This is a genomic window from Saccharothrix variisporea (assembly GCF_003634995.1).
In the GTDB taxonomy this organism is placed as follows: Bacteria; Actinomycetota; Actinomycetes; order Mycobacteriales; family Pseudonocardiaceae; genus Actinosynnema; species Actinosynnema variisporeum.
This window is the reverse complement of record NZ_RBXR01000001.1, coordinates 2,170,214-2,193,880: the sequence shown is the minus strand read 5'-3', so window position 1 is coordinate 2,193,880 and position 23,667 is coordinate 2,170,214. Positions and strand designations below refer to the sequence as shown.

Here is a 23,667-nt window from a genome sequence, read left to right as displayed (position 1 = left end):
CTGCGTGCGGACTGCGCCACTTTCGCGACCGGTGGTTATTCCTTGGCGGCTTATCTCGCTGCATATGACCCCGAAGTCTGGGGTCGTGACCGCGAACCTTCCGGGCCGTTGGAGGACGCCCGTGCCGCCTCCGCCCGCAACCAAGCGGCGGCCATCACCCTGAAGGTCGGCGACGACACCACGATCGTCGGCGACGGCCCCGGCGCGGGCATCACGGGCGGAAGTCTGCACGTGCAGTCTGCACGTAACGTCATCATCCGCAATCTTACCTTCCGAGATGTCCGTGACTGTTTTCCGCAGTGGGACCCCACGGACGGCGCCACGGGCAACTGGAACTCGTCCTACGACTCCGTCTCGCTCAGCGGCGCCACGAACGTGTGGGTGGACCACTCCACCTTCACCGACCAGCCGAAACCCGCCGAAACCGTCTACTTCGGACGCCCGTTCGAGCAGCACGACGGCTTGCTGGACATCACCAACGGCTCCGACCTGGTCACGGTCTCCTACAACCGGTTCGAGGACCACGGCAAGACCATGCTGATCGGCTCCTCGAACTCCTCCACCACCGACCCCGGCAAGCTCCGCGTCTCGGTGCACCACAACGTCTTCCGCAACGTCGAGGAACGCGCCCCGCGCGTCCGGTTCGGCCAGGTGCACGTCTACGACAACCTGTACGAAGCCGGCCCCACCTACATCTACGCGTGGGGCGTGGGCGTGCAGTCCAAGATCGTCGCGGAGAACAACTACATCAAGGGCGTGCCCGCCGAGAACGTGATCCGCCACTGGGGCGGCACCGCGATCACCGCGCGCGGCAACCTGGTCGACGGTCGGGAGGTCGACGTCGTCGCCGCCTTCAACGCCGCGCACCCGGACACGCCGCTGGCCGGCGACGCGGGTTGGACGCCGACGCTGACCCGTGGCCTGGAGCCCGCGCACAAGGTCAAGCACCTGCGGGCGGGCGCCCAGCGAGGACCGGCCCGGTGAGGACGAAGAGGTGGGCGCCTTACGCGCTGATCGCGCCGACGCTGGTGCTGATGGCGGTGTTCCTGGTCTACCCCATCGGCAGCGTCGTGTACTACAGCCTCCAGCGCTACAACGTCACCCAGCCCTGGAAGAACGGGTTCGTCGGGCTGGAGAACTTCCGCTCCATGTTCACCGAGGACCCGCTGTTCTGGCAGAGCCTCGCGTTCAGCGCCAAGTGGGTCGTGGTGGAGGTCGGCCTCCAGCTCCTGCTCGGCCTGGTGCTGGCGCTGATCGTGAACGAGACCTTCCTCGGACGCGGGATGGCACGGGCGATGGTGTTCTCGCCGTGGGCGGTGTCCGGCGTGCTCACCACGGGCATCTGGATCCTGCTCTACAACCCGTCCACCGGCATCTTCCAGGAGCTGGCGCGGTGGGGGATCGGGGACCCGGGCACATCGGTGCTCGGCGACCCCGCCACCGTCTTCCCCGCCACGGTGGTCACCGAGCTGTGGCGGGGGGTGCCGTTCTTCGCGATCCTGCTGCTGGCCGACCTCCAGTCGATCCCCAACGACCTGTACGAGGCGGCGGCGGTGGACGGCGCGGGCCGGTGGCGGCGGTTCATCAGCGTCACGCTGCCGCACCTCAAGGACGCGATCATCCTGTCCACGCTGCTGCGGGCGGTGTGGGAGTTCAACAACGTGGACCTGATCTACACGCTCACCGGTGGTGGTCCGGCCAACCAGACCACCACCCTTCCCCTCTACGTGGCGCGGAAAGCCGTCGACTCGCACGACTTCGGGTACGGCTCGGCGCTGACCGTCGCCGGGTTCGTGGTCCTGCTGTTCTTCTCGATCCTGTACCTGCGGTTGTCGAAGTTCGGGAGTCGCGCATGAGCCGGGTGTTGCGGCTGCACGTGCCGCTGGCGCTGTACCTGCTGTTCACGCTCGTGCCGTTCTACTGGATGCTGGTTTTCGCGTTGCGCCCCACGGGGTCCACCGCGCTGGTGCCGTGGCCGATCACCTTCGAGCACTTCGACACCGTGTGGAACGGCATCGGGTTCGGCACCTTCTTCTACAACAGCATGGTCATCGCACTGGGTGTGCTGGTGTTCGTGTCGATCCTGTCGCTGATGGGCGGCTACGCGTTGGCACGCTTCAAGTTCCGCGGGCAACGGCTGTTCCTGGTGGCGTTGTTGTGCACGCAGTTCATCCCGGGCGCGATGATGCTGATCCCGCTGTTCGTGATCTTCCGCGAAGCCGGGCTGCTCAACAGCCTCACCGGCCTGATCGTGGCGGACGTGGCCTTCCAGCTGCCGTTGGCGCTGATCCTGATGAGCGGGTTCGTGCGCAACATCCCGGTGGAGCTGGAGGAAGCCGCGATGGTGGACGGCTGCACGCGGCTGCGGGCGTTCTTCGCGGTGATGCTGCCCCAGCTGAAGCCGGCGCTGGTGGCGGTCGGGTCGTTCGCGTTCATCGGGGCGTGGAACAACTTCCTGTTCGCGCTGATGTTCGCGTCGAGGCAGGACAAGTTCACGCTGCCGGTCGGGTTGAGCTACGCGCTGGGGGAGTTCAACACCGACTTCGGCGCGCTGGCCGCGGGTGGCGTGGTCGCGGCCGTGCCGGTGGTGCTGGTGTTCGCCGTCGTGCAGCGGTTCCTGGTGCAGGGCCTGAGCGCCGGGGCGGTCAAGGGATGAGGATTGCGGGAGGAACCATGCGGGCTCTGCTGGTCGTGCTGGCCCTGGTGCTGTCGGCCTGTTCTTCGAGCGGCGACGGCGGCAAGACCACGATCGTCTTCTGGGACAACAACGGCGGCCCCGGGCGGACGCCGATCTACGAGGAGCTGATCAAGCGGTTCGAGGCGGCGAACCCGGACATCCACGTCGAGTACGTCGGCATCCCGAGCTCGTCGGTGCAGCAGAAGTACGACACGGCCATCGCGGGCGGCTCGACGCCGGACGTCGGCGGCGTGACCACGTCGTACCTGGCGCACCTGGTCGGGCAGGAAGCGCTGGCACCGCTGGACGAGCGGATCGACGGCAGCTCGTTGAAGGGCAAGCTGCTGCCGTCGCTGGTGGAGACCGTGCGGCAGACCGCGCCGGACGGCAAGCTGTACTCGGTGCCGTCGTCGGGCAACCTCGACGTCATCTGGTACCGCACGGACTGGTTCACGCAGGCCGGGATCACACCGCCGAAGACGTGGGACGAGCTGGTGGCGGCGGCGGAGAAGCTGACCGACCCGGGCGCGAACAAGTACGGCTTCACCATCCGCGGCGGCGCGGGGTCGGTGTTCCAGCTGTTGACCGAGGCGTACTCGTACTCCGGGGTGACGGAGTTCTTCAGCGGCGGGAAGTCCACGGTCGGCGACGCGCGCAACGCCGAGCTGGTCGGCAAGGTCGCCGGGCTGTACCGCAAGGCCACGCCCGAGGCGGACGTCAACAACAGCTACACGCAGATGGTCGCCCAGTTCACCGGCGGGTCGGTCGCGATGATGCACCACAACCTGGGGTCCTACGGCGACGTCACCAAGGCGCTGGGCGACCGGGTCGCGGCGCTGCCGCTACCGGTGGGGCCGTCGGGCAAGCGGACCGTCGTGCCCAACCCGACCGACGGGTTCGCGGTGTTCAAGAACAGCGAGAACCCCGACGCCGCCTGGAAGTTCGTCGAGTTCCTGACGTCGAAGGAGTCGAACTCGTACTGGAACGAGAAGGTCGGGCAGATCCCCGCGAACACCGACGTGCGCGACGCCGCGTGGATCGCGTCCAACCAGCCGGTGAAGATGGCACTGGGGGTGCTGGAGGACCCGGCGACGGTGACCGTGCCGGCTCCCGTGTACCTGCCGCAGTACTCGTCGATCACCAAGGCCGACAGCGAGCCGCAGTACCAGAAGGTGCTGCTGGGACAGCTCGCGCCGCAGGCGTTCCTGGACGAGATGGCGTCGAAGCTGACCGCCGCCCAGAAGGAGTGGGAGGAGCGGAAGTGAGCATCGAGCGGGTCGAGGTGGTCGTGTTCACCACGACCGCGTGGACGGCGGTGGACTCCGGCGGGCACCGGCACCCCAGCGCCGAGCACGAGGTGCGCGAGGCGGTGCTGGAGATCACCGACTCGGACGGGGTGGTGGGGCGTGTGGGCGTGCACCCCGACCAGTTGCGGCCCGCGGTGTTGGAGTCCTACGTCCGGCCGGTGCTGGTGGGGGCCGATCCGTGGGACCGGGAACGGTTGTGGCGTTTGATGGCTCGACGTCAGCGCGGGTCGCACGGCCGGTTCACGGACCGCGCTCTGGGTTCCGTGGACACCGCGTTGTGGGACCTGGTGGGGAAACGTGCCGAGTTGCCGGTGTGGAAGCTGTTGGGCGGGGCTCGGTCTTCGGTGCCGGCTTATGCCAGCACGATGTGCGGGGACTCGACTCCGGGTGGTCTGAGCACTCCGGCCGATTACGCTTCGTTCGCCAAGGAGTTGGTGGATCGTGGCTATCGGGCGATCAAGCTGCACACGTGGATGCCGCCCGTGCCCGGTGCGCCCAGCGTGCAGGCGGACATCGAGGCGTGTGCGGCGGTGCGGGACGCTGTCGGTCCCGGCGTCGCTTTGATGCTGGACGCCAACCACTGGTACTCGCGCACCGAGGCGTTGGAGCTCGGGAAAGCGTTGGAGGAGTTGGACTTCTACTGGTTCGAGGAGCCGATGGAGGAGGCGTCGATGTCCTCCTACCGGTGGCTGGCCGACCAGTTGCTGATCCCGGTGATCGGGCCGGAAGTGGCGTGGGGCAAGCACATGAGCCGGGCGGAGTGGGTCGGGTCCGGCGCGTGCGACATCCTGCGCGCCGGACCGACCGACGTCGGCGGGATCACGCCCACGATCAAGGCCGTGCACCTGGCGGAGGCGTTCAACGTCGACTGCGAGATCCACGGCGACGGCAGCGCGTCGCTGGCCGTGCTGGGCGGCACCGACGCCGGCCGCTGGTACGAACGCGGCCTCCTGCACCCGCACCACGACTTCGACCGCGTGCCGCCCCACCGGCTCGCGGCCGTGGACCCGCTCGACAACGCCGGGAACGTCACCCTGCCGACGTCGCCCGGCCTCGGGGATGCCTGGGACGTCGAGCACATCCGTTCCCACACCGTGGAGAGGTGGTGATCGGCTTCTAGTTCTGCGGAAAAACCGCCGCCGTCCATCCACAGTCGTATGGAGGAAACCTGATGTCCCGCACGATCTCGCGTGCGCTGGCCGCGGCCGTGGCGGTGGCCGCTGCTTCGGCGGTCGCCGTCGTCCCTGCGCAAGCCGCCTCGTTCAACCTGGAGGGTTGGGCGACCCAGGGCGGTGGCACCACCGGTGGCGGCAGCGCCACCCCGGTGACCGTCTCCACCGCCTCGGCGTTCGTCTCGGCGGTCGGCTCGTCGAGCGCGGCCGTGATCCGCGTGTCCGGCACCATCACCCTGTCCAGCATGACGAGGGTGACGTCCAACAAGACCATCATCGGCGTCGGCTCGACGGCCACCATCACCGGCCAGGGCCTGAACATCTCCAACGCGTCGAACGTGATCGTCCGCAACCTGAACTTCCGCAACTGGGGCGACGACGCGATCAACGTCCAGTACTCGACCCGGGTCTGGGTGGACCACAACAGCTTCTCCAGCGGGTACGACGGCGCGGTCGACGTGAAGCGCGCGTCGGACTACGTGACCGTGTCGTGGAACAAGTTCTCCAGCCACAACAAGACCATGCTGCTCGGCCACGACGACGGCAATGGTGGAGAGGACCGGGGCAAGCTCCGCGTCAGCTACCACCACAACTGGTTCAACGGCACGCAGCAACGCCACCCGCGCGTGCGGTTCGGCAACCCCGTGCACGTGTACAACAACTACTACGGCGGGGTGACGGACTACGGCGTGGCGTCCACGATGGAGGCCGGGGTGCTCGTGGAGGGCAACTACTTCGAGAACACCAGGGACCCGTTCCACCGCGGCGAGGGCGACTCACCGGCGGCGAACCTGGTGGCCCGGAACAACTACTTCGTGGCGTCCGGGTCGGGTGACCAGGGCGGGACCGTGAAGACGATCCCGTACGGGTACTCGCTGGACCCGGCGAGCAACGTGAAGTCGATCGTGACCGGCGGGGCGGGGACGGGCAAGATCTCCTCCTGATCCGGGCTCGGGACGGCCCTCGGCGGGTGCTGCGCCGGGGGCCGTTTCGCGCTGCGGGGGTGGGTGGGGGTTGGTAGGGTGGCGGGGCTGTGATCGACAAGGTCACCCGATCGTGTGACATGCAGGATCTGCGACCAACTGCCGACTCGCGCGTCCCGTGAATAGGAAGGTCGGCGCGGGACGGGGCCTGGGTTTGGGCTTGGGCCTGGAGCGCGGGACCGCGGTGACCGGACGCGGAACGGCGGTGGCCGGAGGCCGGAGGTCGGAGTCAGGGCCGGGGCCAAAGGGCTGATTCGGGGCGCGCTTGGCGGTCGGTGGTGCGGTAGCCGCGCGAGGTAGCTGCGGCAGCCGGGTGATGCAGCCGCCGAAGCCGCGCGCGAGAGCCGCCGCCGGCGCGAGGCAGCCGCCGCAGCCGGGCGTGAGGTAGCCGCCGGGGCCGCGCGAGGAAGCCCCGCGCCGCGCGTGAGGTAGCCGCCGGCGCCGCGCAGGGGAGTCGCCGCAGGCGCGCGAGGGACGCCCACATGCTCGCCCGTGGGTCAGCGCGAGTGGGATCGGCGCGAAGCTTCGGCTGGGGGTGCGGCTGCGGCTGGGGTGCGGCTGGGGCTGGGCCGGGGTGGAGTGCTGGCGTGCGTGGTGGGGTGGGCGTGGCGGGGTGGGGTCGGGTGCTGGCGTGCGTGGCGGGGTGGGGGTTAGAGGAGTAGGGCGTCGGTGAGCATGAAGGCCGCTACGCCTAGCAGGGTGATGGCGAAGAGTTTGCGCAGCGTGGTGGGGCGGATCTTGGTGGCCAGGCGCTTGCCGTCCCACGCGCCTAGCAGGGCTGTCGCGGCGAAGGGGCCGATCAACGTCCAGTTCAGGGTGGCGACCGTGCCCAGGCGGACGGCGAAGGCGGTGCCGGCGTTGACGCTGATCACCAAGAGGCTGGTGCCTACGGCGGTGGTCATGGGGACGGCCAGTGCGCCTACCAAGGCCGGGACGGTGAGGAAGCCGCCGCCTACGCCCAGGAAGCCGGTGAGCGCACCCAAGCCGGCGCCTACGCCGGCGGCGCGTAGGGGGCGGACCTGTTGGGTGGGGGTGGGTTTGCGGAGCATGACTACGGCGGCTGCGGTGGCGACGAGGGCGAAAGCGCAGGTCAGAGCGGTAGCCGGGAGGCGGGAGTGGTAGGTGCCTGCCAAGGCGGCGGGGGCCACGCCCGCCGCGGCGAAGAGCAGGCCCAGGCGCCAGCGGACTGCGCCTGCGCGGGCGTGGGTGTAGAGGGCCGTCAAGGATGTCGTGAGGACGATCGCCAGGGCCGCGGTCGTCGCCTGTTGGGGTGTGAAGTGCAGGAAGTAGATCAGCGCGGGCACGGTGAGGACGCTGCCGCCGGCACCCAGGGCACCCAGCGAGAGGCCCACCACCGCGCCGGCGACCAAGGCCAGGCACAGCGCGGTCATGTTGTCGGCACGCCGTGGACCTGTGACCAGTCGGCGTCCAGGTGCACGACCTCGCGACCCGCGCGGTGCAGCAGGCTCGCCGCCACGCCCGCCCGGTAGCCCGACGCGCAGTGCACCCACACCGTGCCGGCCGGGATCTCGCCCAGGCGGTGCGGCAACTCGTGCAGGGGGATGTTGAGGGCGCCGACGATGTGGCCGGACGCGAACTCCTCCGGGCGACGCACGTCCAGGACGACCGGGGAGGTGGCGTCAACCAGGGCGGACCAGCCCGCGCGCCGGTAGGAGACGATGTCGGGCGCGGTCTGCCAGGACGTGGGGTCGCCGAAGGACGCCGATGGGTGGTCGATGCCGATGCGGGACAGATCTCGGATCGCTGCCCGCACGTCCTCCTCCGACCCGAGCAACGTCACCGGCTCGCCCCACGGCAGGATCCACCCCAGGTAGGTCGCGAAGCTGGTGCCGTACTCGAAGCCGACCGTCCCGCGCAGGTGCCCCGCGGCGAACGCCACGCGCGACCGCAGGTCCACCACCCAGTGCCCGGCGGCGACCCGATCGACCACCTCCGCCGGACGCAGCGGTGCCGGCACGGTCAGGTCGGCGGCGGACGGCCCGACGCGGTTCAGGGGCGCCATGTGCGAGTAGTACGACGGGTACGCGCTGAGGTTCGCGATCAAGCTCGTCACGAAGTGCTGCTCGTCGGGGTCGGTGAGCGCGTGGTTGGTCCGCAGCTGCTCGCCGATCGTGGACGCGTCCGCCCCGCTCGCCGGACCCGACGAGCAGAAGCTGCCGAAACCGTGCGTCGGGTGCAGGGTCGCGGTCTCCAGCGCCAGGGACGCCAAAGCGCGTGCCGAGCGGTACTGGGCGTGGGTCAGGTCGACGGTGAGAGAAGGGGACATCAGGTCCGTCCGGCCGACCGACCCGTACAGCAGGCTGCCGCCGGAGAACACGGCCTGCCGAGCGTCCCGCCCGACGACGTAGGCCAGGTGGTGCGGGGTGTGGCCGGGGGTGGCGACGGCGGTCACCGACAACGCGCCCACGGAGAGCGTGTCGCCGGGGTGCACGGCCAGCCGCTCGTAGGCCACGTCCTCGGCGGCGGCCACGAGGTACTGCGCGTCGTGCCGCCGGGACAGGGCCAGGCCGCCGGTGACGTAGTCGTTGTGCACGTGGGTCTCGGCGACGTGCGTGATCCGCACGCCCAGCCGGGCCGCGACCTCCTCCACCCGGTCCAGGTCGCGCTGCGGGTCCACGACCAGGGCCACCTCGCCGTCGTGCACCAGGTAGCTCCGGTCGCCCAGCGAAGCGGTGCCGATCGTCTCGACGTCCATCGCACGCACCTCCGTCATATGTACGTACATTATGACGGACCGGGGCGCGTGGCGTCAGCGGTGTGTCACAGACCTCGTCGGCCGGGGACCCACCGCCGGGAACTCGGAGGTCACCGCGAACCGGTCGCCACGCACCATCGTGTGCCGCCACTCCACGGGCCGCCCGCCCGAGCTGCCCTGCCGGTGGATCGACAGGCACGCCACGTCCGGGCCGCACCCCAGCAGCGCGCGTTCGGCGGCGGTGGGGACCACGGCCTTGATCGTCTCCCGGCTCCCGTCCAGGCGGACGCCGGTCCGTTCCGCGAGCACCGCGTACAGGCTGGTGTGCGTGAAGTCGGCGGTCAGCAGCGGCCTCGCGAGGTCGGCCGGCAGCCACACCCGGTCGATCGCGAACGGCTCCCCATCGGCCAGCCGCAGCCGTTCCAGGTGCACCAGCGGGGTGGATCCTTCGAGGTCGAGGCGGTCGGCCACGACGCCGTCCGCGCGCACGTCGAGCACCCGCACGACGCTGCGCTGCTCCATGCCCGCCGCCTCGACCGAGGCGAACAGGCTGTAGAGCGTGTCCAGCGGCTGCTCGACGGCGGCAGCGGCGCTGACCCTCGGCTGACGTCCGCGTTCGGCGACCACCAGGCCCTCGGCACGCAGCCGCTGCAACGCCTGCCGCACGGTGTGCCGGCTGACCCCGTAGTCGTCCATGAGGGCGAGCTCGCCGGGGAAGCCCGCCTGGAACTCGCCCGACCGCAGCCGGGTGACGAGGTCGTCCTGGAGTTGCCGCCACAGCGGCGTGGAGGCGGACCGGTCCAGCGTGCGGGACGTCATGCCCGAAGTCTCCCTTGAAGCACTGCCGCCTCCAGCGCTAGCGTCATTGTACGGACATTTCAGGTGGCGGGGAGGTCCCCATGCACCACGAGGTCGTGATCATCGGCGGCGGCGCGGCCGGCATCTCCACGGCGGCCCGATTACGCCGGCTCGGCCGGGACGTCGCCCTGGTGGAACCCTCCGACGTGCACCACTACCAGCCGTTGTGGACGCTGATCGGCGGCGGGCGGGCGCCGGCCGGTGCGTCGGCCCGTCCGATGCGCAAGCTCGTGCCGCGCGGAACGCACTGGCTTCGGACGGCCGCGGTCGGCGTGGACCCGTTCGAGCGGCGGGTGGACCTGGCCGACGGGACGTCGCTCCGCTACGCACGGCTGGTCGTGTGCCCCGGCCTCCAACTCGACTGGCACCGCCTGGACGGCCTGGTCGAGGCACTCGGCCACGACGGCGTCGCCAGCAACTACTCCGCGTCGTACGCGCCGCTGACCTGGGAGTTCATCCAGCGGACCCGGTCGGGCACGGCCGTGTTCACCATGCCCTCCGGCCCGATCAAGTGCGGTGGGGCACCGCAGAAGATCGCCTACCTCGCCGCCGACCACTGGCGTGAGACGGGCGTGCTGAAGGACATCGACATCCACCTGGTGCTGCCCACGCCCGCGATGTTCGCCGTGCCGGAGTACGCGTCGGTGCTGGAGGGCGTGGCCCGGCGGTACGGCATCCACGTGCACCTGGAGAGCGAGGCCGTGGCCGTGCGGTCCTCGCGGGACGTCGTGGTGCGCGGCCCTGACGGCGTGACGACGCTGCCGTACTCCTTCGCCCACCTCGTGCCGCCGCAGAGCGCACCCGACTGGATCAAGTCCTCCGCGCTGGCCGGACTGTCCGGGTACGTGGACGTGGACGGGTCCACGCTGCGGCACAACGAGTTCCCGGACGTGTTCGCGTTGGGCGACGTGGCCGGCACCCCGAACTCCAAGACCGGCGCGGCCGTGCGCAAGCAAGTCCCGGTGGTGGTGGCCAACCTGCTGGCGTCCCTGGCCGGCCACGACCTGCCCGGCGTCTACGACGGGTACGCGTCCTGCCCGATCACCACCGGGCGACGGACGCTGCTGCTGGCCGAGTTCGACTACACGGGACGTCCACGCCCGTCGATCCCGTTCCTGAACACCATGCGCGAAATCACCGACCACACCGTCTTCAAGCGGCGGGTTCTGCCCTGGCTGTACTGGGGGTTGATGCTGCGGGGGCTCGCCTGAGCCCCCGCAGCGGTGGGTCAGTTGATGGTGATCTTGAAGGTGGTCGTGGTGTTCCTGATGTTCTCGGTGTTGTCAGCGAACCGCAGGTTGTAGAAGGTCACCGCGCCCACGGCCGGTCCTTGGCCCTGTTCCGGCATCTCGTTGGCCCACAACCCGAAGCCGGACTTCGCGTTGAACTCGTCACCGCTCTTGTGCGCCCCGGTGATGGAGATGTTGCGGAACTCCGTGTCCTGGATGGGGTTCCCCGGCGTGGTGCCGTTGTACTTGGTCTGGAACATGATGCCGCTGTAGGTCGGGTCGATGATGTCCACGTCCTGCACTCGGATGCCCCGGAACGGCTTGGACGCCGAGAACAGCCAGATCGCCGGGAACGTCTGCTGTCCCCAGAAGTGGCCGCCGGTGCGGACCAGGGTGATGCCGCTGAACGTCGTCGGGTCGGGGCCGAAGCCGTTCATCGGGTAGCCGAAGTCCAGGGAGCTGATCGTGACGCCCGAGTACACCAGGGTGTCGGCGATGTAGATGTTGCGGAACGTGTTGAGGTAGCCGCCGTAGACCGCCAGGCCCGCCGCACGCCAGGTCAGCAGCGAGGTCAGGTTCTCGTAGACGTTGTTCTTCTCGTCCGCGCCGCCGGCGTCGATGGCGGAGAACAGGGCGAAGCTGTCGTCACCCGTGGACCTGGCCTCGATGTTGGCCACCCGGTTGTCCGTGCTGCCGTTGGTCATGTTGATGCCGTCCGCGAACGTGTCGCGGATGCGGGAGTCCTTGATGGTCATGGCGTCGGTGTTCGCGCCCCAGTAGAGGCACACCATGTGCTCGGCCCACAGGTTCTCGATCGTGATGTTCGAGACGTTCTGGAAGTCGAACACCTTGCCCGGCCCGTCGATGCGGCTGGTGTAGTTGCCGAAGTAGGCGAAACCGCTGAACAGCGAGCCGTTCGCGGACGCTTCCGCGCGCCAGCCCACGTCGGTGTTCTCCTGGCCGGACGGGGCGAAGAACCGGGTGAACCACGGTCCCGCGCCGACCACGTGGACCGGCTTGCCGTACACCTGGAACTTCTGCGCGGTCTCGTACCGGCCCGCCGGCAGGTACACGCCGAGCAGGTTTCCGGTGGTGTCCATGCGGAACTTGTCCAGGGCGTTCTGCACGTCCTGGTGGGAGAAACCGGCGGGCGTGACGTACCGGGCCGGGTCGGGGTTGGGTCGGGCCGTCGCTTCCTCGAAGTTCACGAAGTCGATGGCGTAGGAGGTGGTGTTGGCCGCGTCCTTTTGCAGCTTGATCTTGGTGCCCGGCGGGAACGTGCTGGACAGCAGGATGTTGGCTTCGTCGTAGATGTGCCGGGGACCGCCCGCGCCGGGCGAGTTCTGCGGGCTGGCCTCGTTGCCGTAGAGCCAGATGTGCCGCGAGGTCAGGTCGAGGGCCTTGTGGAAGGTGCCGTTGACGTAGACGTTGAGCGTGGCGTCGATCCCGCCGCCGCCGGGGGCGTCCGGGATGGAGAACCGGGTGACCAGGGTGTTGGTCGGGACCGTGGTGGTGAACTCGACCGACGCGCCCGTGGTGTTCAGGGTCACCGCCCGGCGGCCGGACGCCTCGCCGGCCAGGTCGCCGATCGTGCGGTTCGGGCCGATCTTCGTCGCACCGCCGGCCGTCACGCCGTCCTCGGCCTCGACGTGCGTCCACGGGACGTTCGCGCCTCGGCCGACGAACAGCGGTTGCTCGGTGGTGTTGTTGGCGCGCTTGGCCGGGATCTCGTTGGCGTCGGGCGCGATCGAGGTGCGGACGGTGTACTTGCCGTTGGCCGCCGTCCACGTGCCCAGGGTGATGGGGCCGGCGGTGGTGCCGGCGGCCAGGGAACCGTTGCGGGACGCGGTGAACGTGCGCAGGGTCGCGCCCGTGGTGGCGTCCAGGAGGGTGAGGGTGACGTTCTGCGTGGCGGCGGTGGCGATGGTGCCCTGGTTGCGCAGTGCCACGGTGAACGTCGTCGGCTGGCCGTTGGCCGGGTTGCCCGGTGACCACGCGGTCGGCGAGGCCAGGAGGTCCGAGCTGGGGACCGGGGTGACGACCAGGCGGTCCGGGTGGAGGCGGGCGTTGTTGGTCTCGTTCTGCTCCACGACCTTCTTCGTCTCGTCCACCTTCGCCGTGTACTCGTACGACCCCTCGGCGCGCGGGCCGGCGTTGAAGGTGACGGTCGCGGACGCGCCCGGTTGCAGCGCGCCGACCTCCGCGGTGCCGACGGAGTCGTTGCCCAGGAAGAAGGTCACGTCGGTGGCGGACGACGGGGCCGTGCCGGCGTTGCGGACGGTGGCCGAGAGGGTGACGTTGTCGGTCTCGACCGGCGCGGCCGGCGTGAAGGACGTGCCGGTGACGGTGAGGTCCGGGTTGGGCGCGGGCGTGCCGAACACCTGGAACTCCGCGACCTGCCCGCCGGGCGCACCCGAGTTGGCGGTGAACCGCAGCTGCACATCCGCCACCCGCCCGGACACCGGGATGGTGACCGTGTTCCCGGAGGCCGGGTTCCACGTGTAGTCCCTGGCGGACACCAGGTTCGCGAACGTGGACGCGCCCTGCTCACGGCCGAGCACCTGCACGTTCTGGGTGCGGGTGCCCCAGACCGGGTCGGGGTCCAGGCGCAGGGTCACCGAGCTGAGGTCGGCGTTCGCGCCCAGCTGCACGGTCAGCGTGTTCGGGTACGCCGAGCCTTCCCAGTACGTCTTCACGTTGTCGTCGTTGGCGTTGCCGGCGACGTAGGTGTGGGTGTGCCCGGACGACGTGATCGGCTTGCCGCGCGCCAGGTTCTCGTTGTTGGTGCCGCCGCGGGTCACGGTGTTGCTGGCCGGGGAGGTGTTGCCGGCGGCGTCCTTGGCCACGACGTGGTAGGTCACGGCGAGCCCGTCCGGCTGGGTGTCGGTGTAGGTGGTGCCGGTGACCGTGGCGCGCAGGGTGCCGTTGGCGTAGACGTCGTAGCCGGTGACGCCGACGTTGTCGGTGGACGCGGTCCAGGTCAGACGGATCTGCCCGGACTGCGGCTGGGTGTAGGCGAGGTTCGTCGGCGCGGTCGGCGGCTGGGTGTCGCCGCCGGTGGGACCGTGCAGTTCGAACTCGCCGAGCTGACCCGCCGGCCAACCGGTGTTGCCGGTGACGAGCAGCCGCACGTACCGGGTGGTGGCGGCGGTGAACTCGATGGTCACCGTGTTGCCGGTGGCGGGGTCGAAGGTGTAGCCGGCCGAGGGGACCAGGTCGCTGAACGCCGTGCCGTCCGCGCTGTGCTGCACCGCGAGGGTCTGGGTGCGGGCGCCCCAGTTGGCCGTGGGCAGCTTGAGCACGAGCCGGTCGACCTTCTTCGCCGTGCCGAGGTCGGCCTGGATCCACTGCGGGAAGGCGTTGTTGCGGCTCTCCCAGTAGGTGGCGGGGTTGCCGTCACCGGCGTTGGCGGGCTGGTAGACGTCGGTGTGGCTGCTCGCGGAGTAGGTGGCGGCGAGCTGGACGCCGGGGCCCGCCTGGCGGACGTCGAGCGAGGCCGCTTCGCCGACGACCCGGACGTGTCGGACCAGCGTCGGGTCGAGGTGCAGGGTCGTGGGGTTGGGGCCGAGCCGGTGCGACCGGGTGGGGACGAGCGTGGCATAGGAGTGGCCGTCGAGGCTGGCTTCCACGGCGAGGGTGCGGTCACCGGTGTCGGGGGCGGTGAGGCTGACCTGGTCGATGCGCGTGGGCGTGCCCAGGTCCAGGTGGGTGACCGGGGCCGCGTGCGCGGCGGGGGCGGTGACCAGGGAGAGAGCGGTCAGGGCGAGGGCGGTGAGCAGGGCTGGGGCACGTGTCGTCGTTGACATGGGCGTGTTGTTCCCGTCGTTTGTCAGGAAGTTCCGCTCGGCTGTCGAGTTTTTGCAGTGCTGGGTTCGCAGAGTTGCAGAGCCGCGCGGCGAAAGTCAACGGTTCAGACCACGGGCCGAGCTGGGCCGGCAGGCGGCGGAAACTTCCTGGTGAGGACCGGCCGGTGGCCGCCCTAGCCTCGCTGTCGTGGGAGGTGGGCGGCGGTGAGCGACCCGAGGTCCGAGTTCGCGGCGGCGTTCGCGCGCCTGCGCGGGCGGGTGCCGGACTTGACCGACGAAGCGCTGGCGCGGCGCGCGTGCCGGGTGGCGCTGCCGTCCGGGCGGCGGGTGGCGGTGGACGCGCGGCGGCTCGGCGAGTGGGTGAGCGGGCGGTCCGTGCCCAGGGAGTTCGACGCGGTGCTCGCGGTGGTGCTGGCTTCCGGCGGTGCGCGGGACGTGGGCCGGCTGCGCGAGTTGTGGCGCGCGGCGCGGGAGAAGCGGGCCCAGGTGGCGCAACCCGAGGTGGTGCGGCGGGTTGCGGTGGGGCAGGTGCCCGGCGCGGCGGCGGCTTCGCGCGGACGTCCCGAGGTGGTCGAGGCGGCGTCGGCGGTCGGGCGGGTCGTGCTGACCGGTGCGGGTGGGGTGGGGAAGTCGCAGGTGGCCGCCGCGGTGTTCCGCCGGGCCTGCGTCGAGGTGGCGGTGTGGGTGTCGGCGTCGAGTCGCCGATCGGTGATCGCCGGGTATGCGCGCGGCTGGCGGGCGTTGGGCAACCCGGCGGCGTCCGACGAGGAGGCGGCGGACCTGTTCCTGGCGTGGCTCCGCACGACGAGCACGTCGTGGCTGGTGGTGTTGGACGACCTCGACGACCCGGCCGTGCTGTCCGGGCTGTGGCCCGAGGGGTGTGGGCGGACTCTGGTGACCACCCGTCGCCGGGACGCCGTGTTGCTGCGCCCGGACGTGAAGGTCGTGCCGGTCGGGGTGTTCACGCGGGAGGAAGCCGCCGGGTATCTCGTGGAGCGGTTGTCGGTCGATCCCCGGCACGACGTGTCCGACCTGGAGGCCTTGGCCGAGGCGCTGGGTGGTCACCCGTTGGCGTTGGCGCAGGCGGCGGCGTTCCTCATCGACACCGGCCTGACCGTGCCCGCTTACCTGGACCGGCTGGCCGACCGCCGGCGACCGGTGGCCGAACTGTTCCCGCCCTCGTCCCCTGCCGACGAGCACGACGGCACGGTCACCGAGGTCGTGGCACGGGCGGTGGAGGCGGCGCGGGTGTTGTCACCGGGTGCGCCGGCGATGCTCGAACTTGTCTCGTTGCTCGGGTCTGACGGCATCCCTGAAGAGGTGCTGTTGCACGGACACGACCTGCCGGCCTTGCGCGCCCTGCACCGGGTGCACCTGGTGACCCACCGGGACGGGTTCGTCCAGGTCCACCCGCTGGTGCAACGGGTGGTCCGCGAGCTGCTGAAGGTGCCGCCGGCGGTGGTGGTGCCGGTCGCGGCCAGCGCCTGAGCCTGCACGCTCCTTGCGCATTCTCTGACCAAAAGTGCATGATTGCGCGCAGTTGAGCGCAGTCGTGAACAGGTGGTGCGCGGGTGGAGCTGGTGGTCGGGGTCGACGTGGGCGGTACGGCCACCAAGGCCGTGCTCGTCGACGGCGATCGGGTCCTCGCGCAGGCCACCGCGCCCACACCCCGCCCTGGGCCGGACGTCGTGGCCGGCGTGCTCGACGTCGTGGCCGGGCTGGTCGGCGAGCTGGACCCGGAGCGGGCGGCGCGCGTCGGCGTGGTCGTGCCCGGGATCGTGGACGACGCGCGCGGTGTGGCGGTGTGGTCGGAGAACCTCGGGTGGCGGGACGTGCCGTTCGCCGCCCTGCTCGCCGACCGGCTCGGCCGGGTGACCGCGTTCGGGCACGACGTGCGCGCGGGCGGGCTGGCGGAGTCCGCGTTCGGCGGCGGGCGCGGGGTGCGGGACTCGCTGTTCCTGCCGATCGGGACCGGTATCGCGGCGGCGCTCGTGCTGGGCGGGCGCGTGCACGACGCCGGCGGGTACGCCGGGGAGATCGGGCACGTCGACGTGGGCCACGACGAGCCGTGCGCGTGCGGGCGGACGGGGTGCCTGGAGGCGATCGCCTCGGCGTCCGCGATCGCCCGCCGCTACACCGCCCGCACCGGCACACCCGCCGAAGCCGCGGACGTGGCACGGCTGGTCGCTCGCGACGACGCCGACGCCGTGCGCGTGTGGGACGACGCTGTGCAAGGCCTTGCGCACGCGCTGGCCTGGACGGCGAGCGTGCTCGCGCCGGAGGTGGTGGTCGTCGGCGGCGGGCTGTCCGCGGCGGGCGACGTGCTGCTGCGGCCCCTGACCGAGGCGCTGCGCGAGCGCCTGACCTTCCAACGCCGGCCGCGCCTGGTGGCGGCCGAACTCGGCGGGCTGGCCGGCTGCCGTGGCGCGGCCCTGCTCGCGGCCAAGAGGAGTGCATTGTGCTGAGGCCTACCGCCGCCATCGTGTCCGCCGCCGTCGCGGGCGGGCACGGAGTGGGCGCGTTCAACGTCATCCAGCTCGAACACGCGTCCGCGATCGTGGCCGGGGCCGAGCGCGCGGGCACCGCGGTGCTGTTGCAGATCAGCGAGAACTGCGTGCGCTACCACCGTTCCCTCGCGCCGCTGCTGGAGGCGACGCTGGCGGTGGCGGCGGAGTCGGCGGTGCCGGTGGCGGTGCACCTGGACCACATCGAGTCCGTGCCGCTGGTGCGGGAGGGGGCGTTGCACCGGATCGGGTCGGTGATGTTCGACGCCTCGACCGCGCCCTACGCCGAGAACGTCGTGCAGACCAGGGAGGTCGCCGAGTTCTGCCACGCCCGCGGCATCTGGGTGGAGGCCGAGCTGGGCGAGGTCGGCGGCAAGGACGGCGTGCACGCGCCCGGCGTGCGCACCGACCCCGGCGAGGCCAAGGAGTACGTGACCGCCACGGGCGTGGACGCGCTGGCCGTCGCGGTCGGCAGCTCGCACGCGATGACCACGCGGGACGCGGCCCTGGACTACGACCTCATCGCCGCGATCAAGTCCACTGTGGACGTCCCGCTGGTGCTGCACGGTTCCTCCGGCGTGTCGGACGAGGGCCTGCGGCGCGCGGTGGCGGCGGGCATCACGAAGGTGAACATCTCCACGCACCTCAACAAGGTCTTCACCGACGAGGTCCGCGACCGGCTCGGCGACGCCAAGCTGGTGGACACGCGCAAGTACCTCGGTCCGGCGCGGGACCGGATGGCGGGCGAGGTGGCGCGGCTGCTGGGCGTGCTGGACGCGGTGCCCGCCGGGAGCGTCCGGTGATCCTCACCGTGACCCCGAACCCGGCGCTGGACGTCAGCTACCGGGTGGAGCGGCTCGTGCCGGGGACGACCCACCGGGTGCGGTCGGTGCGGGAACGGGCCGGCGGCAAGGGTTTCAACGTCAGCCGCGTGCTGCACGAGATGGGCATCGCGACGCTGGCCGTCGGGCCGGTGGGCGGGGTGCTGGGCGAGTCGCTGCGCGCGGACCTGGTGGCCTCCGAGTTGCCGCACGCGTTGCTGGTCGTGGACGCGCCGACGCGGATGACCGTGGCCGTGGTGGACGACGAGGACGCGACCCTGTTCAACGAGGCCGGCGCGGCGCTGCTGGACACCGAGTGGGACAAGCTGCTCGACCTGGTGCGGGGGCGGTTGCCCGAGGCGTCCGCGCTGGTGTGCTCGGGCAGCCTGCCCCAGGCGACGCCCCGGGACACGTGCGCGCGGGTCGTGGCGGCGGCTCGGGACGCGGGGGTGCCCGTCGTCGTGGACACCAGCGGGCCGGCTTTGCTGGCTGCCGCGGCGGCCGGGGCGGATGTGCTCAAGCCGAACGCGGCGGAGTTGCGCGAGGTCGTGGACTGCGCGGATGTCGTGGAGGGCGCGGAACGGCTGCGGTCGCTGGGTGCCGGGGCGGTGGTGTTGTCGTTGGGTCCGGAAGGGATGGTCGCGGTGACGGGGGAGGGCCGGTGGCGGGCCGTGCCGCCGTTCCCGGTGCGCGGCAACCCGACCGGAGCCGGGGACGCGGCCGTCGCGGCGCTGGCGAACGGGCTGGTCGAGCAGTCGTCGTGGCCGATGCGGTTGCGCGCGGCGGTCGCCTGGTCGGCTGCGGCGGTGGCGGCGCCGGTCGCGGGCAGCGTGGACGTGCCGTTGCTGCGCAAGCTGCACGACCAGGTGCGTGTCGAGACGCTGTGAGCGTGTGTTCAGCGGACGCACTTTTGCGCATCTGTAATGTGCATTAATGTTCATGCACAGGAGGTAGCCCCGTGAATCGGTACGAGCGGTTGAACGCGCTGCTGGAGCTGCTGGCCGAGCGCGGCAAGATCGAGGTCGACGACATCGCCGAGGAACTGGCGGTGTCCGGCGCGACGATCCGCCGCGACCTCGACCACCTGGCCGAGCAGCAACTGCTCACCCGGACGCGGGGCGGGGCCGTGGCGCACTCGGTCGCCTACGACCTGCCGTTGCGCTACAAGACCGTGCGCCGGGCCGGCGAGAAGCAACGCATCGGCCGCGCGGCGGCGGAACAGGTGCACCGCGGCGCGGTCGTCGGGATGAACGGCGGCACCACGACCACCGAGGTCGCGCGGGCGTTGATGACCAGTGCGGATGTCGGCGGGGCCGAGGGCGACGGCGTGATCACCGTCGTGACGAACGCGCTGAACATCGCCAACGAGTTGGCGGTGCGGCCGCAGGTGAAGCTCGTGGTGACCGGTGGTGTGGCGCGACCGCAGTCCTATGAGCTGATGTCGCCCCTGGCTGGGCGGATCTTGAGCGGGTTGAGCCTGGACGTGACGTTCCTGGGTGTCGACGCGATCGACCCCGACGCCGGTGCGTCCGCTCATCACGAGGGTGAGGCGGACATCAACCGGATGCTGGCGGAACGGGCGCGGCGGGTCGTGGTGGTGGCGGACTCGTCGAAGATCGGGGCGCGGGCGTTCGCGTCGATCTGCCCGATCACGCAGGTGCACGTGCTGGTGACGGACACCGACGCGCGGGAGGAGGACGTGCGCCGGTTCCGCGAGCGCGGGGTCGAGGTCGTGCAGGTCTGACACCGCGCTGTTCGGCGGGTGAGCAGTTTTGCGCAATGCTCCCGGATCGAACCCGGCCGTGGTCGTGCATCAGCACGTCCGGGTGGGGCATCTGGTTGGCATGGGAGTGTGTGCGGAACAATCCGGCCTTGTGGGCGAGGACAACGCATCGCTGCTCTCCGCCGCCGCCCGGGGTGACCAAGCGGCGTGGAACGAGCTGGTGGCTCGGTACACACCCCTGCTCTGGTCCGTTGCCCGCGGCTTCCGGCTCGGGACCGCCGACTGCGCCGACGTCGTCCAGAACACCTGGTTGAAGCTGGTCGAGAAGCTCGACACGGTCACCGAGCCCGACCGACTGGCCGCCTGGCTCGCCACCACCGCCCGGCGCGAGTGCCTCCAGCTGCTGCGCCGGGCCGAGCGGCGCAGGGCGGCCGACGAGGAGCCGCCCGACGTGGCCGACGACGCCCCGCCGCTGGACGACGCGTTGTTGCTGGCCGAACGGGACTTGGCGCTGTGGCGGGCGGTGGACCGGTTGCCGGAGGCGTGTCGGCGGTTGATCCGGCTCCTGATGGCCGACCCGCCACCCTCCTACGCCGAGATCGCCCGGGTCCTGGACATCGCGGTCGGCAGCATCGGGCCCTCGCGGGGTCGGTGCCTGGACCGGTTGCGCAAGCTCGCCGAGGAGGTGTGATGGACGACGACGAGCTGGTCGAGCGGTTGCGGTCGATCGCGAGCCGGGTGGACCCCGTGCCCGCGTGGGTGGAGAGCGCGGCGCGGGCCGCGTTCACGACCCGGCGGCTGGACGAGGAGCTGGCCGAGTTGGTGCACGACTCGTGGGACTCGCCGCAGCTGGTCCGCTCCGGCGGCGACGACACCCATGTGCTGGCCTTCGAGACCGACGCGGTGTCGGTGGACGTCCAGGCCGGGGCCGGCGGGTTGCGCGCGCTGGTCGGGGGCGCGTCCGGTGAGGTCGTGGTGGAGACGCCGGTGGGGGAGGTGCGGGTCCCGATCGGGGAGGACGGCTGGGTGGTGGTGCCCGAGTTGCCGCACCCGACCGTCCGGCTGCGACTGGTCGGCGACGACGGCCGGGCCGTCCTCACGCCCTGGTTCACGGCGTGAGGACGGCCCACGAGACCTAAGGCAGCTTCCACTGCTGGGCGCCGGTGCCGTTGCAGTCGTAGATCTGCAACTGGACGCCGTTCGCGGTGTTGCTGTTCGGCACGTCCAGGCACTTGCCGGACGGCGGGTTCACCAGCGCACCGCCGCGCGGCCACCACTGCTGGGCGCCCGTGGCGTTGCACTCCCACAACTGGACCTTCGTCCCGTTGGCCCGGCCGCTGCCGCTGACGTCGAGGCACCGGCCGAGGGCGCGGACCGTGCCGTCCGACGCCAGCGTCCACTGCTGGGCGGGGGTGCCGTTGCAGTCCCACAGCCGCACGGGCGCCCCGTTGCCCGCGATGCTCGGGTCCGCGTCGGCGCACTTGGCGGCCAAGCCGGTGATGGCACCCGAACGCGCCGGGTACGGGCCGACGTCGTGCGACGGCGGTGCGTCGGCCGGCGCGGTGCCCCAGGACGAGGGGGTGGTGCCGAGGGTGAACTCGACCGTCCCGCCGTCGCTGACCAGGGACGCGGGCAGCCACGGCTTGCTCGACGCGACCCCGTTCACGCGCAGGGACTGCACGTACTTCGCGGTGTCCGACGCGTCCGGCGCGGTGATGGTGATGGTGCGCCCGTTGCCGCGCGTGATCCGGACGGCCGGGAACTGCGGGCTGGCCAGCACCAATTCTGCCCGTCCCGGGGTCTGCGGGTACATGCCGAGCGCCGCCCACACCGCCCACGACGACATCTGGCCGAGGTCGTCGTTGCCGACCAGGCCCTCCGGAACCGGCCGGAAGATCGACGTCAACGCGCGGCGCACGACGTCCTGCGTCTTGGCGGGCGCACCGGCGTAGGCGTAGGCCCACGGCGTGTTCAGCGTCGGTTCGTTGCCCAGGTACGCGTAAGGCTTCTTGGGGCCGGCGTTCAACTCGGTGAAGAAAGTGTCCAAACGGGACACTACGTTCGCGTTGCCGCCCATGGCGTCGAACAGCCCACGGTGGTTGTAGGGGACCATCCACGTGTATTGGGCGGCGTTGCCCTCGACATACTCGTTCTCCTGCGTCGGGCTGAACGCGGGCCACGTCAGATCGGCGTTGCGCGGCTTGAGGTACTTCGCGCCGGACTCGAAGATGTTGCGCCAGTTCTGCGCTCGCCGCAGGAAGTTCTCCGCCGTGGCGGTGTTGCCCAGGCGTGCGGCGAACTGGGAGATGGCGAAGTCCGCGCTGGTGTACTCCAGGGTCGTGGCCGCCGAACCCCAGACGTCCGGCAGACCGGTCGGGACATAACCGTAGTTGTTGAACTGCAACCACCCTGGCCGCTGCCGGATGTCGTTGACGCCGTTGACCATGCGGGTCAGGGCTTGGGCGGTGTCGAAGGACGTGCCGCCGAACGCGTGGATCGTGGACACGATGACGGCCATCGGGTCGCCGTTCATCACGCCCGTGCCGCCGTTGGCGACGGTCCACCGGTCGAAGTACCCGCCCTGCGCGGCCTGGTTGACGGCCGACTGGGCGATGTCGGCGGCCTCTTGTGGTGCCAGCAGGGCGATGAGAGCTATCTGGGACCGGTAGACGTCCCAGCCGGAGAAGTTCGCGTACTGGGTGGTGGTGGCGGTGTGGACCTGGTTGTCGAACCCGGTGTACCGGCGGTCCACGTCGCTGAACACGTTGGGGTGCAGCAGCGAGTGGTACAACGACGTGTAGAGGGTGCGCAGCTGGGTGGTGGTGCCGCCGGTGACGTCGATGCGGCTCAGCCAGCCGTTCCACGCGGCCCGGGACTGGGCGCGGACCTCGTCGAACGACTTCGTGCCGGTCTCGGCGGACAGGTTGGCCTTCGCGCCGTCGAGGCTGACGAACGAGATGCCGACGCGGGCGGTGACGGTGGTCGCGTCGAACGACACGAACGCGGCGGCGGCGAACGGCTGCACGTCCTGGGTGGCGGCCGGTGCCGGCGGTACGCCCTGCGTCTGCGCGGTCTTCGGCGCGGGCGGCACGCTGCCGTTCGAGCTGCCCTCGACCTTGCGGCGGGTGGTGTCGACGGTGTCGCCCTGGAGGACGCCGGCCGTGCTGAACGGGCGGTCGAACGTGATGTGGAAGTGCAGCCGGTACCGGTTGCCCGCGCCGCAGAACCCGCCGCTGTCGGTGTAGCCGGACAGGGAGTTGGTGCCGACCGTGATGGACCCGCCGGCCGCGTTGAAGGCGCGGGCGGCGTCCACGGACAGGGAAGCCTTCTGCCCGGCGGGGTAGGTGAAGCGGGCGATGCCGGAGCGCTGGTTGGCGGTCAGTTCGGTGCGGATGCCGTTGTCGAACGCGACGGAGTAGTAGCCGGGGCTCGCCTGCTCGTTGGCGTGGCTGAAGGTGGAGTAGGAGACCGGGCTGGTGCCCAGGACGGGCATGAAGGGGACGTTGCCGAAGTCGCTGCACCCGGGACCGGACAGGTGGGTGAGGCTGAAGCCCCGGATGCGGTTGTCGTCGTAGTGGTAGCCGCCGTGCTGGTGGGTGACGGTGTCCGGGCTCCACTGGAGCATCCCGAACGGGGCGACCGCACCGGGGAAGGTGTTGCCCGCACCGCCGCCGTGCCCGAAGTCGGGGCCGCCGGGTTTGGTGCCGACGAACGGGTCGACGTGCTGGGCGGGGTCGGTGATCGCCGAGGCCGTGCCGGACAGCGGCACGGCGAGGGCCGCGAACGTCAGGAACGCGAGCGCAGGGGAACGCAGGCGCATGGCTCTTCCTCCCGCAGGGTAGGAGGGGATGACAACGTTGTCACCTGCGAT

The 23,667-nt window shown here is 70.9% G+C and carries 19 protein-coding genes; 14 read left to right on the top strand and 5 right to left on the bottom strand.

Annotation, left to right across the window (positions count from 1 at the left end; all coding sequences use genetic code 11):
- Positions 1-108: 108 nt before the first annotated feature.
- The 6 genes from DFJ66_RS09475 (at position 109) to DFJ66_RS09450 (ending at position 6,100) form a co-directional block, all read left to right on the top strand.
- On the top strand, positions 109-984 hold the full coding sequence (locus DFJ66_RS09475) for a pectate lyase family protein (RefSeq protein WP_246029659.1): 876 nt from the start codon (positions 109-111) through the stop codon (positions 982-984).
- The gene (locus DFJ66_RS09470) at positions 981-1,856 is read left to right on the top strand and encodes a carbohydrate ABC transporter permease (protein ID WP_211351045.1); all 876 of its coding nucleotides are present in this window, start codon (positions 981-983) and stop codon (positions 1,854-1,856) included. The genes DFJ66_RS09475 and DFJ66_RS09470 overlap by 4 nt, the downstream gene beginning before the upstream one ends.
- Complete coding sequence (locus DFJ66_RS09465) at positions 1,853-2,656, top strand: carbohydrate ABC transporter permease (protein WP_121219916.1); 804 nt, start codon at positions 1,853-1,855, stop codon at positions 2,654-2,656. The genes DFJ66_RS09470 and DFJ66_RS09465 overlap by 4 nt, the downstream gene beginning before the upstream one ends.
- Positions 2,657-2,673: 17 nt before the next feature.
- A complete protein-coding gene (locus DFJ66_RS09460; protein WP_211351043.1) occupies positions 2,674-3,942 on the top strand; it encodes an ABC transporter substrate-binding protein in 1,269 nt (422 codons plus the stop codon).
- Complete coding sequence (locus DFJ66_RS09455; protein WP_121219912.1) at positions 3,939-5,093, top strand: enolase C-terminal domain-like protein; 1,155 nt, start codon at positions 3,939-3,941, stop codon at positions 5,091-5,093. Before DFJ66_RS09460 ends, DFJ66_RS09455 begins: the two co-directional genes overlap by 4 nt.
- Before the next feature lie 62 nt (positions 5,094-5,155).
- The gene (locus DFJ66_RS09450; RefSeq protein ID WP_121219909.1) at positions 5,156-6,100 is read left to right on the top strand and encodes a pectate lyase family protein; all 945 of its coding nucleotides are present in this window, start codon (positions 5,156-5,158) and stop codon (positions 6,098-6,100) included.
- Between the two features lie 689 nt (positions 6,101-6,789).
- On the opposite strand, the gene DFJ66_RS09445 is transcribed toward DFJ66_RS09450, so the two are convergent.
- The 3 genes from DFJ66_RS09445 to DFJ66_RS09435 are packed head-to-tail and all read right to left on the bottom strand — an operon-like array spanning position 6,790 to position 9,674.
- On the bottom strand, positions 6,790-7,530 hold the full coding sequence (locus tag DFJ66_RS09445; protein WP_121219907.1) for a sulfite exporter TauE/SafE family protein: 741 nt from the start codon (positions 7,528-7,530) through the stop codon (positions 6,790-6,792).
- Positions 7,527-8,855, bottom strand: coding sequence for an MBL fold metallo-hydrolase (locus tag DFJ66_RS09440; protein ID WP_121219905.1), 1,329 nt, complete (start codon positions 8,853-8,855; stop codon positions 7,527-7,529). The genes DFJ66_RS09445 and DFJ66_RS09440 overlap by 4 nt, the downstream gene beginning before the upstream one ends.
- Positions 8,856-8,909: 54 nt before the next feature.
- Positions 8,910-9,674, bottom strand: a complete 765-nt coding sequence (locus DFJ66_RS09435) for a GntR family transcriptional regulator (RefSeq protein ID WP_121219903.1) — start codon at positions 9,672-9,674, stop codon at positions 8,910-8,912.
- Between the two features lie 80 nt (positions 9,675-9,754).
- On the opposite strand from DFJ66_RS09435, the gene DFJ66_RS09430 reads away from it, so the two are divergent.
- Positions 9,755-10,924 (top strand): NAD(P)/FAD-dependent oxidoreductase, encoded by a 1,170-nt coding sequence (locus DFJ66_RS09430; RefSeq protein WP_121219901.1) that lies wholly within the window; start codon positions 9,755-9,757, stop codon positions 10,922-10,924.
- Between the two features lie 17 nt (positions 10,925-10,941).
- On the opposite strand, the gene DFJ66_RS09425 is transcribed toward DFJ66_RS09430, so the two are convergent.
- Positions 10,942-14,748 carry a galactose-binding domain-containing protein gene (locus tag DFJ66_RS09425; protein ID WP_121219899.1) on the bottom strand — a complete coding sequence of 1,269 codons (3,807 nt, stop codon included), beginning with the start codon at positions 14,746-14,748 and terminating at the stop codon, positions 10,942-10,944.
- Between the two features lie 204 nt (positions 14,749-14,952).
- On the opposite strand from DFJ66_RS09425, the gene DFJ66_RS09420 reads away from it, so the two are divergent.
- The 7 genes from DFJ66_RS09420 (at position 14,953) to DFJ66_RS09390 (ending at position 20,915) form a co-directional block, all read left to right on the top strand.
- Positions 14,953-16,236 (top strand): hypothetical protein, encoded by a 1,284-nt coding sequence (locus DFJ66_RS09420; protein WP_121219897.1) that lies wholly within the window; start codon positions 14,953-14,955, stop codon positions 16,234-16,236.
- Between the two features lie 83 nt (positions 16,237-16,319).
- Positions 16,320-17,213: an ROK family protein gene (locus DFJ66_RS09415; protein WP_121219895.1), complete on the top strand. Its 894-nt coding sequence runs from the start codon at positions 16,320-16,322 to the stop codon at positions 17,211-17,213.
- Positions 17,204-18,055 (top strand): class II fructose-bisphosphate aldolase, encoded by an 852-nt coding sequence (locus DFJ66_RS09410; RefSeq protein WP_121230919.1) that lies wholly within the window; start codon positions 17,204-17,206, stop codon positions 18,053-18,055. The genes DFJ66_RS09415 and DFJ66_RS09410 overlap by 10 nt, the downstream gene beginning before the upstream one ends.
- Positions 18,052-18,960, top strand: a complete 909-nt coding sequence (locus tag DFJ66_RS09405; protein ID WP_121219893.1) for a 1-phosphofructokinase family hexose kinase — start codon at positions 18,052-18,054, stop codon at positions 18,958-18,960. Before DFJ66_RS09410 ends, DFJ66_RS09405 begins: the two co-directional genes overlap by 4 nt.
- A gap of 71 nt (positions 18,961-19,031) precedes the next feature.
- On the top strand, positions 19,032-19,817 hold the full coding sequence (locus tag DFJ66_RS09400) for a DeoR/GlpR family DNA-binding transcription regulator (RefSeq protein ID WP_121219891.1): 786 nt from the start codon (positions 19,032-19,034) through the stop codon (positions 19,815-19,817).
- A 130-nt stretch (positions 19,818-19,947) separates the two neighbouring features.
- Positions 19,948-20,487: an RNA polymerase sigma factor gene (locus tag DFJ66_RS09395; protein WP_246029657.1), complete on the top strand. Its 540-nt coding sequence runs from the start codon at positions 19,948-19,950 to the stop codon at positions 20,485-20,487.
- Positions 20,487-20,915, top strand: a complete 429-nt coding sequence (locus tag DFJ66_RS09390) for a hypothetical protein (protein WP_121219887.1) — start codon at positions 20,487-20,489, stop codon at positions 20,913-20,915. The genes DFJ66_RS09395 and DFJ66_RS09390 overlap by 1 nt, the downstream gene beginning before the upstream one ends.
- Positions 20,916-20,931: 16 nt before the next feature.
- Here the strand turns inward: DFJ66_RS09390 and DFJ66_RS09385 are convergent, their stop codons facing one another.
- The gene (locus tag DFJ66_RS09385) at positions 20,932-23,616 is read right to left on the bottom strand and encodes a lectin (protein WP_121219885.1); all 2,685 of its coding nucleotides are present in this window, start codon (positions 23,614-23,616) and stop codon (positions 20,932-20,934) included.
- Positions 23,617-23,667: the final 51 nt, after the last annotated feature.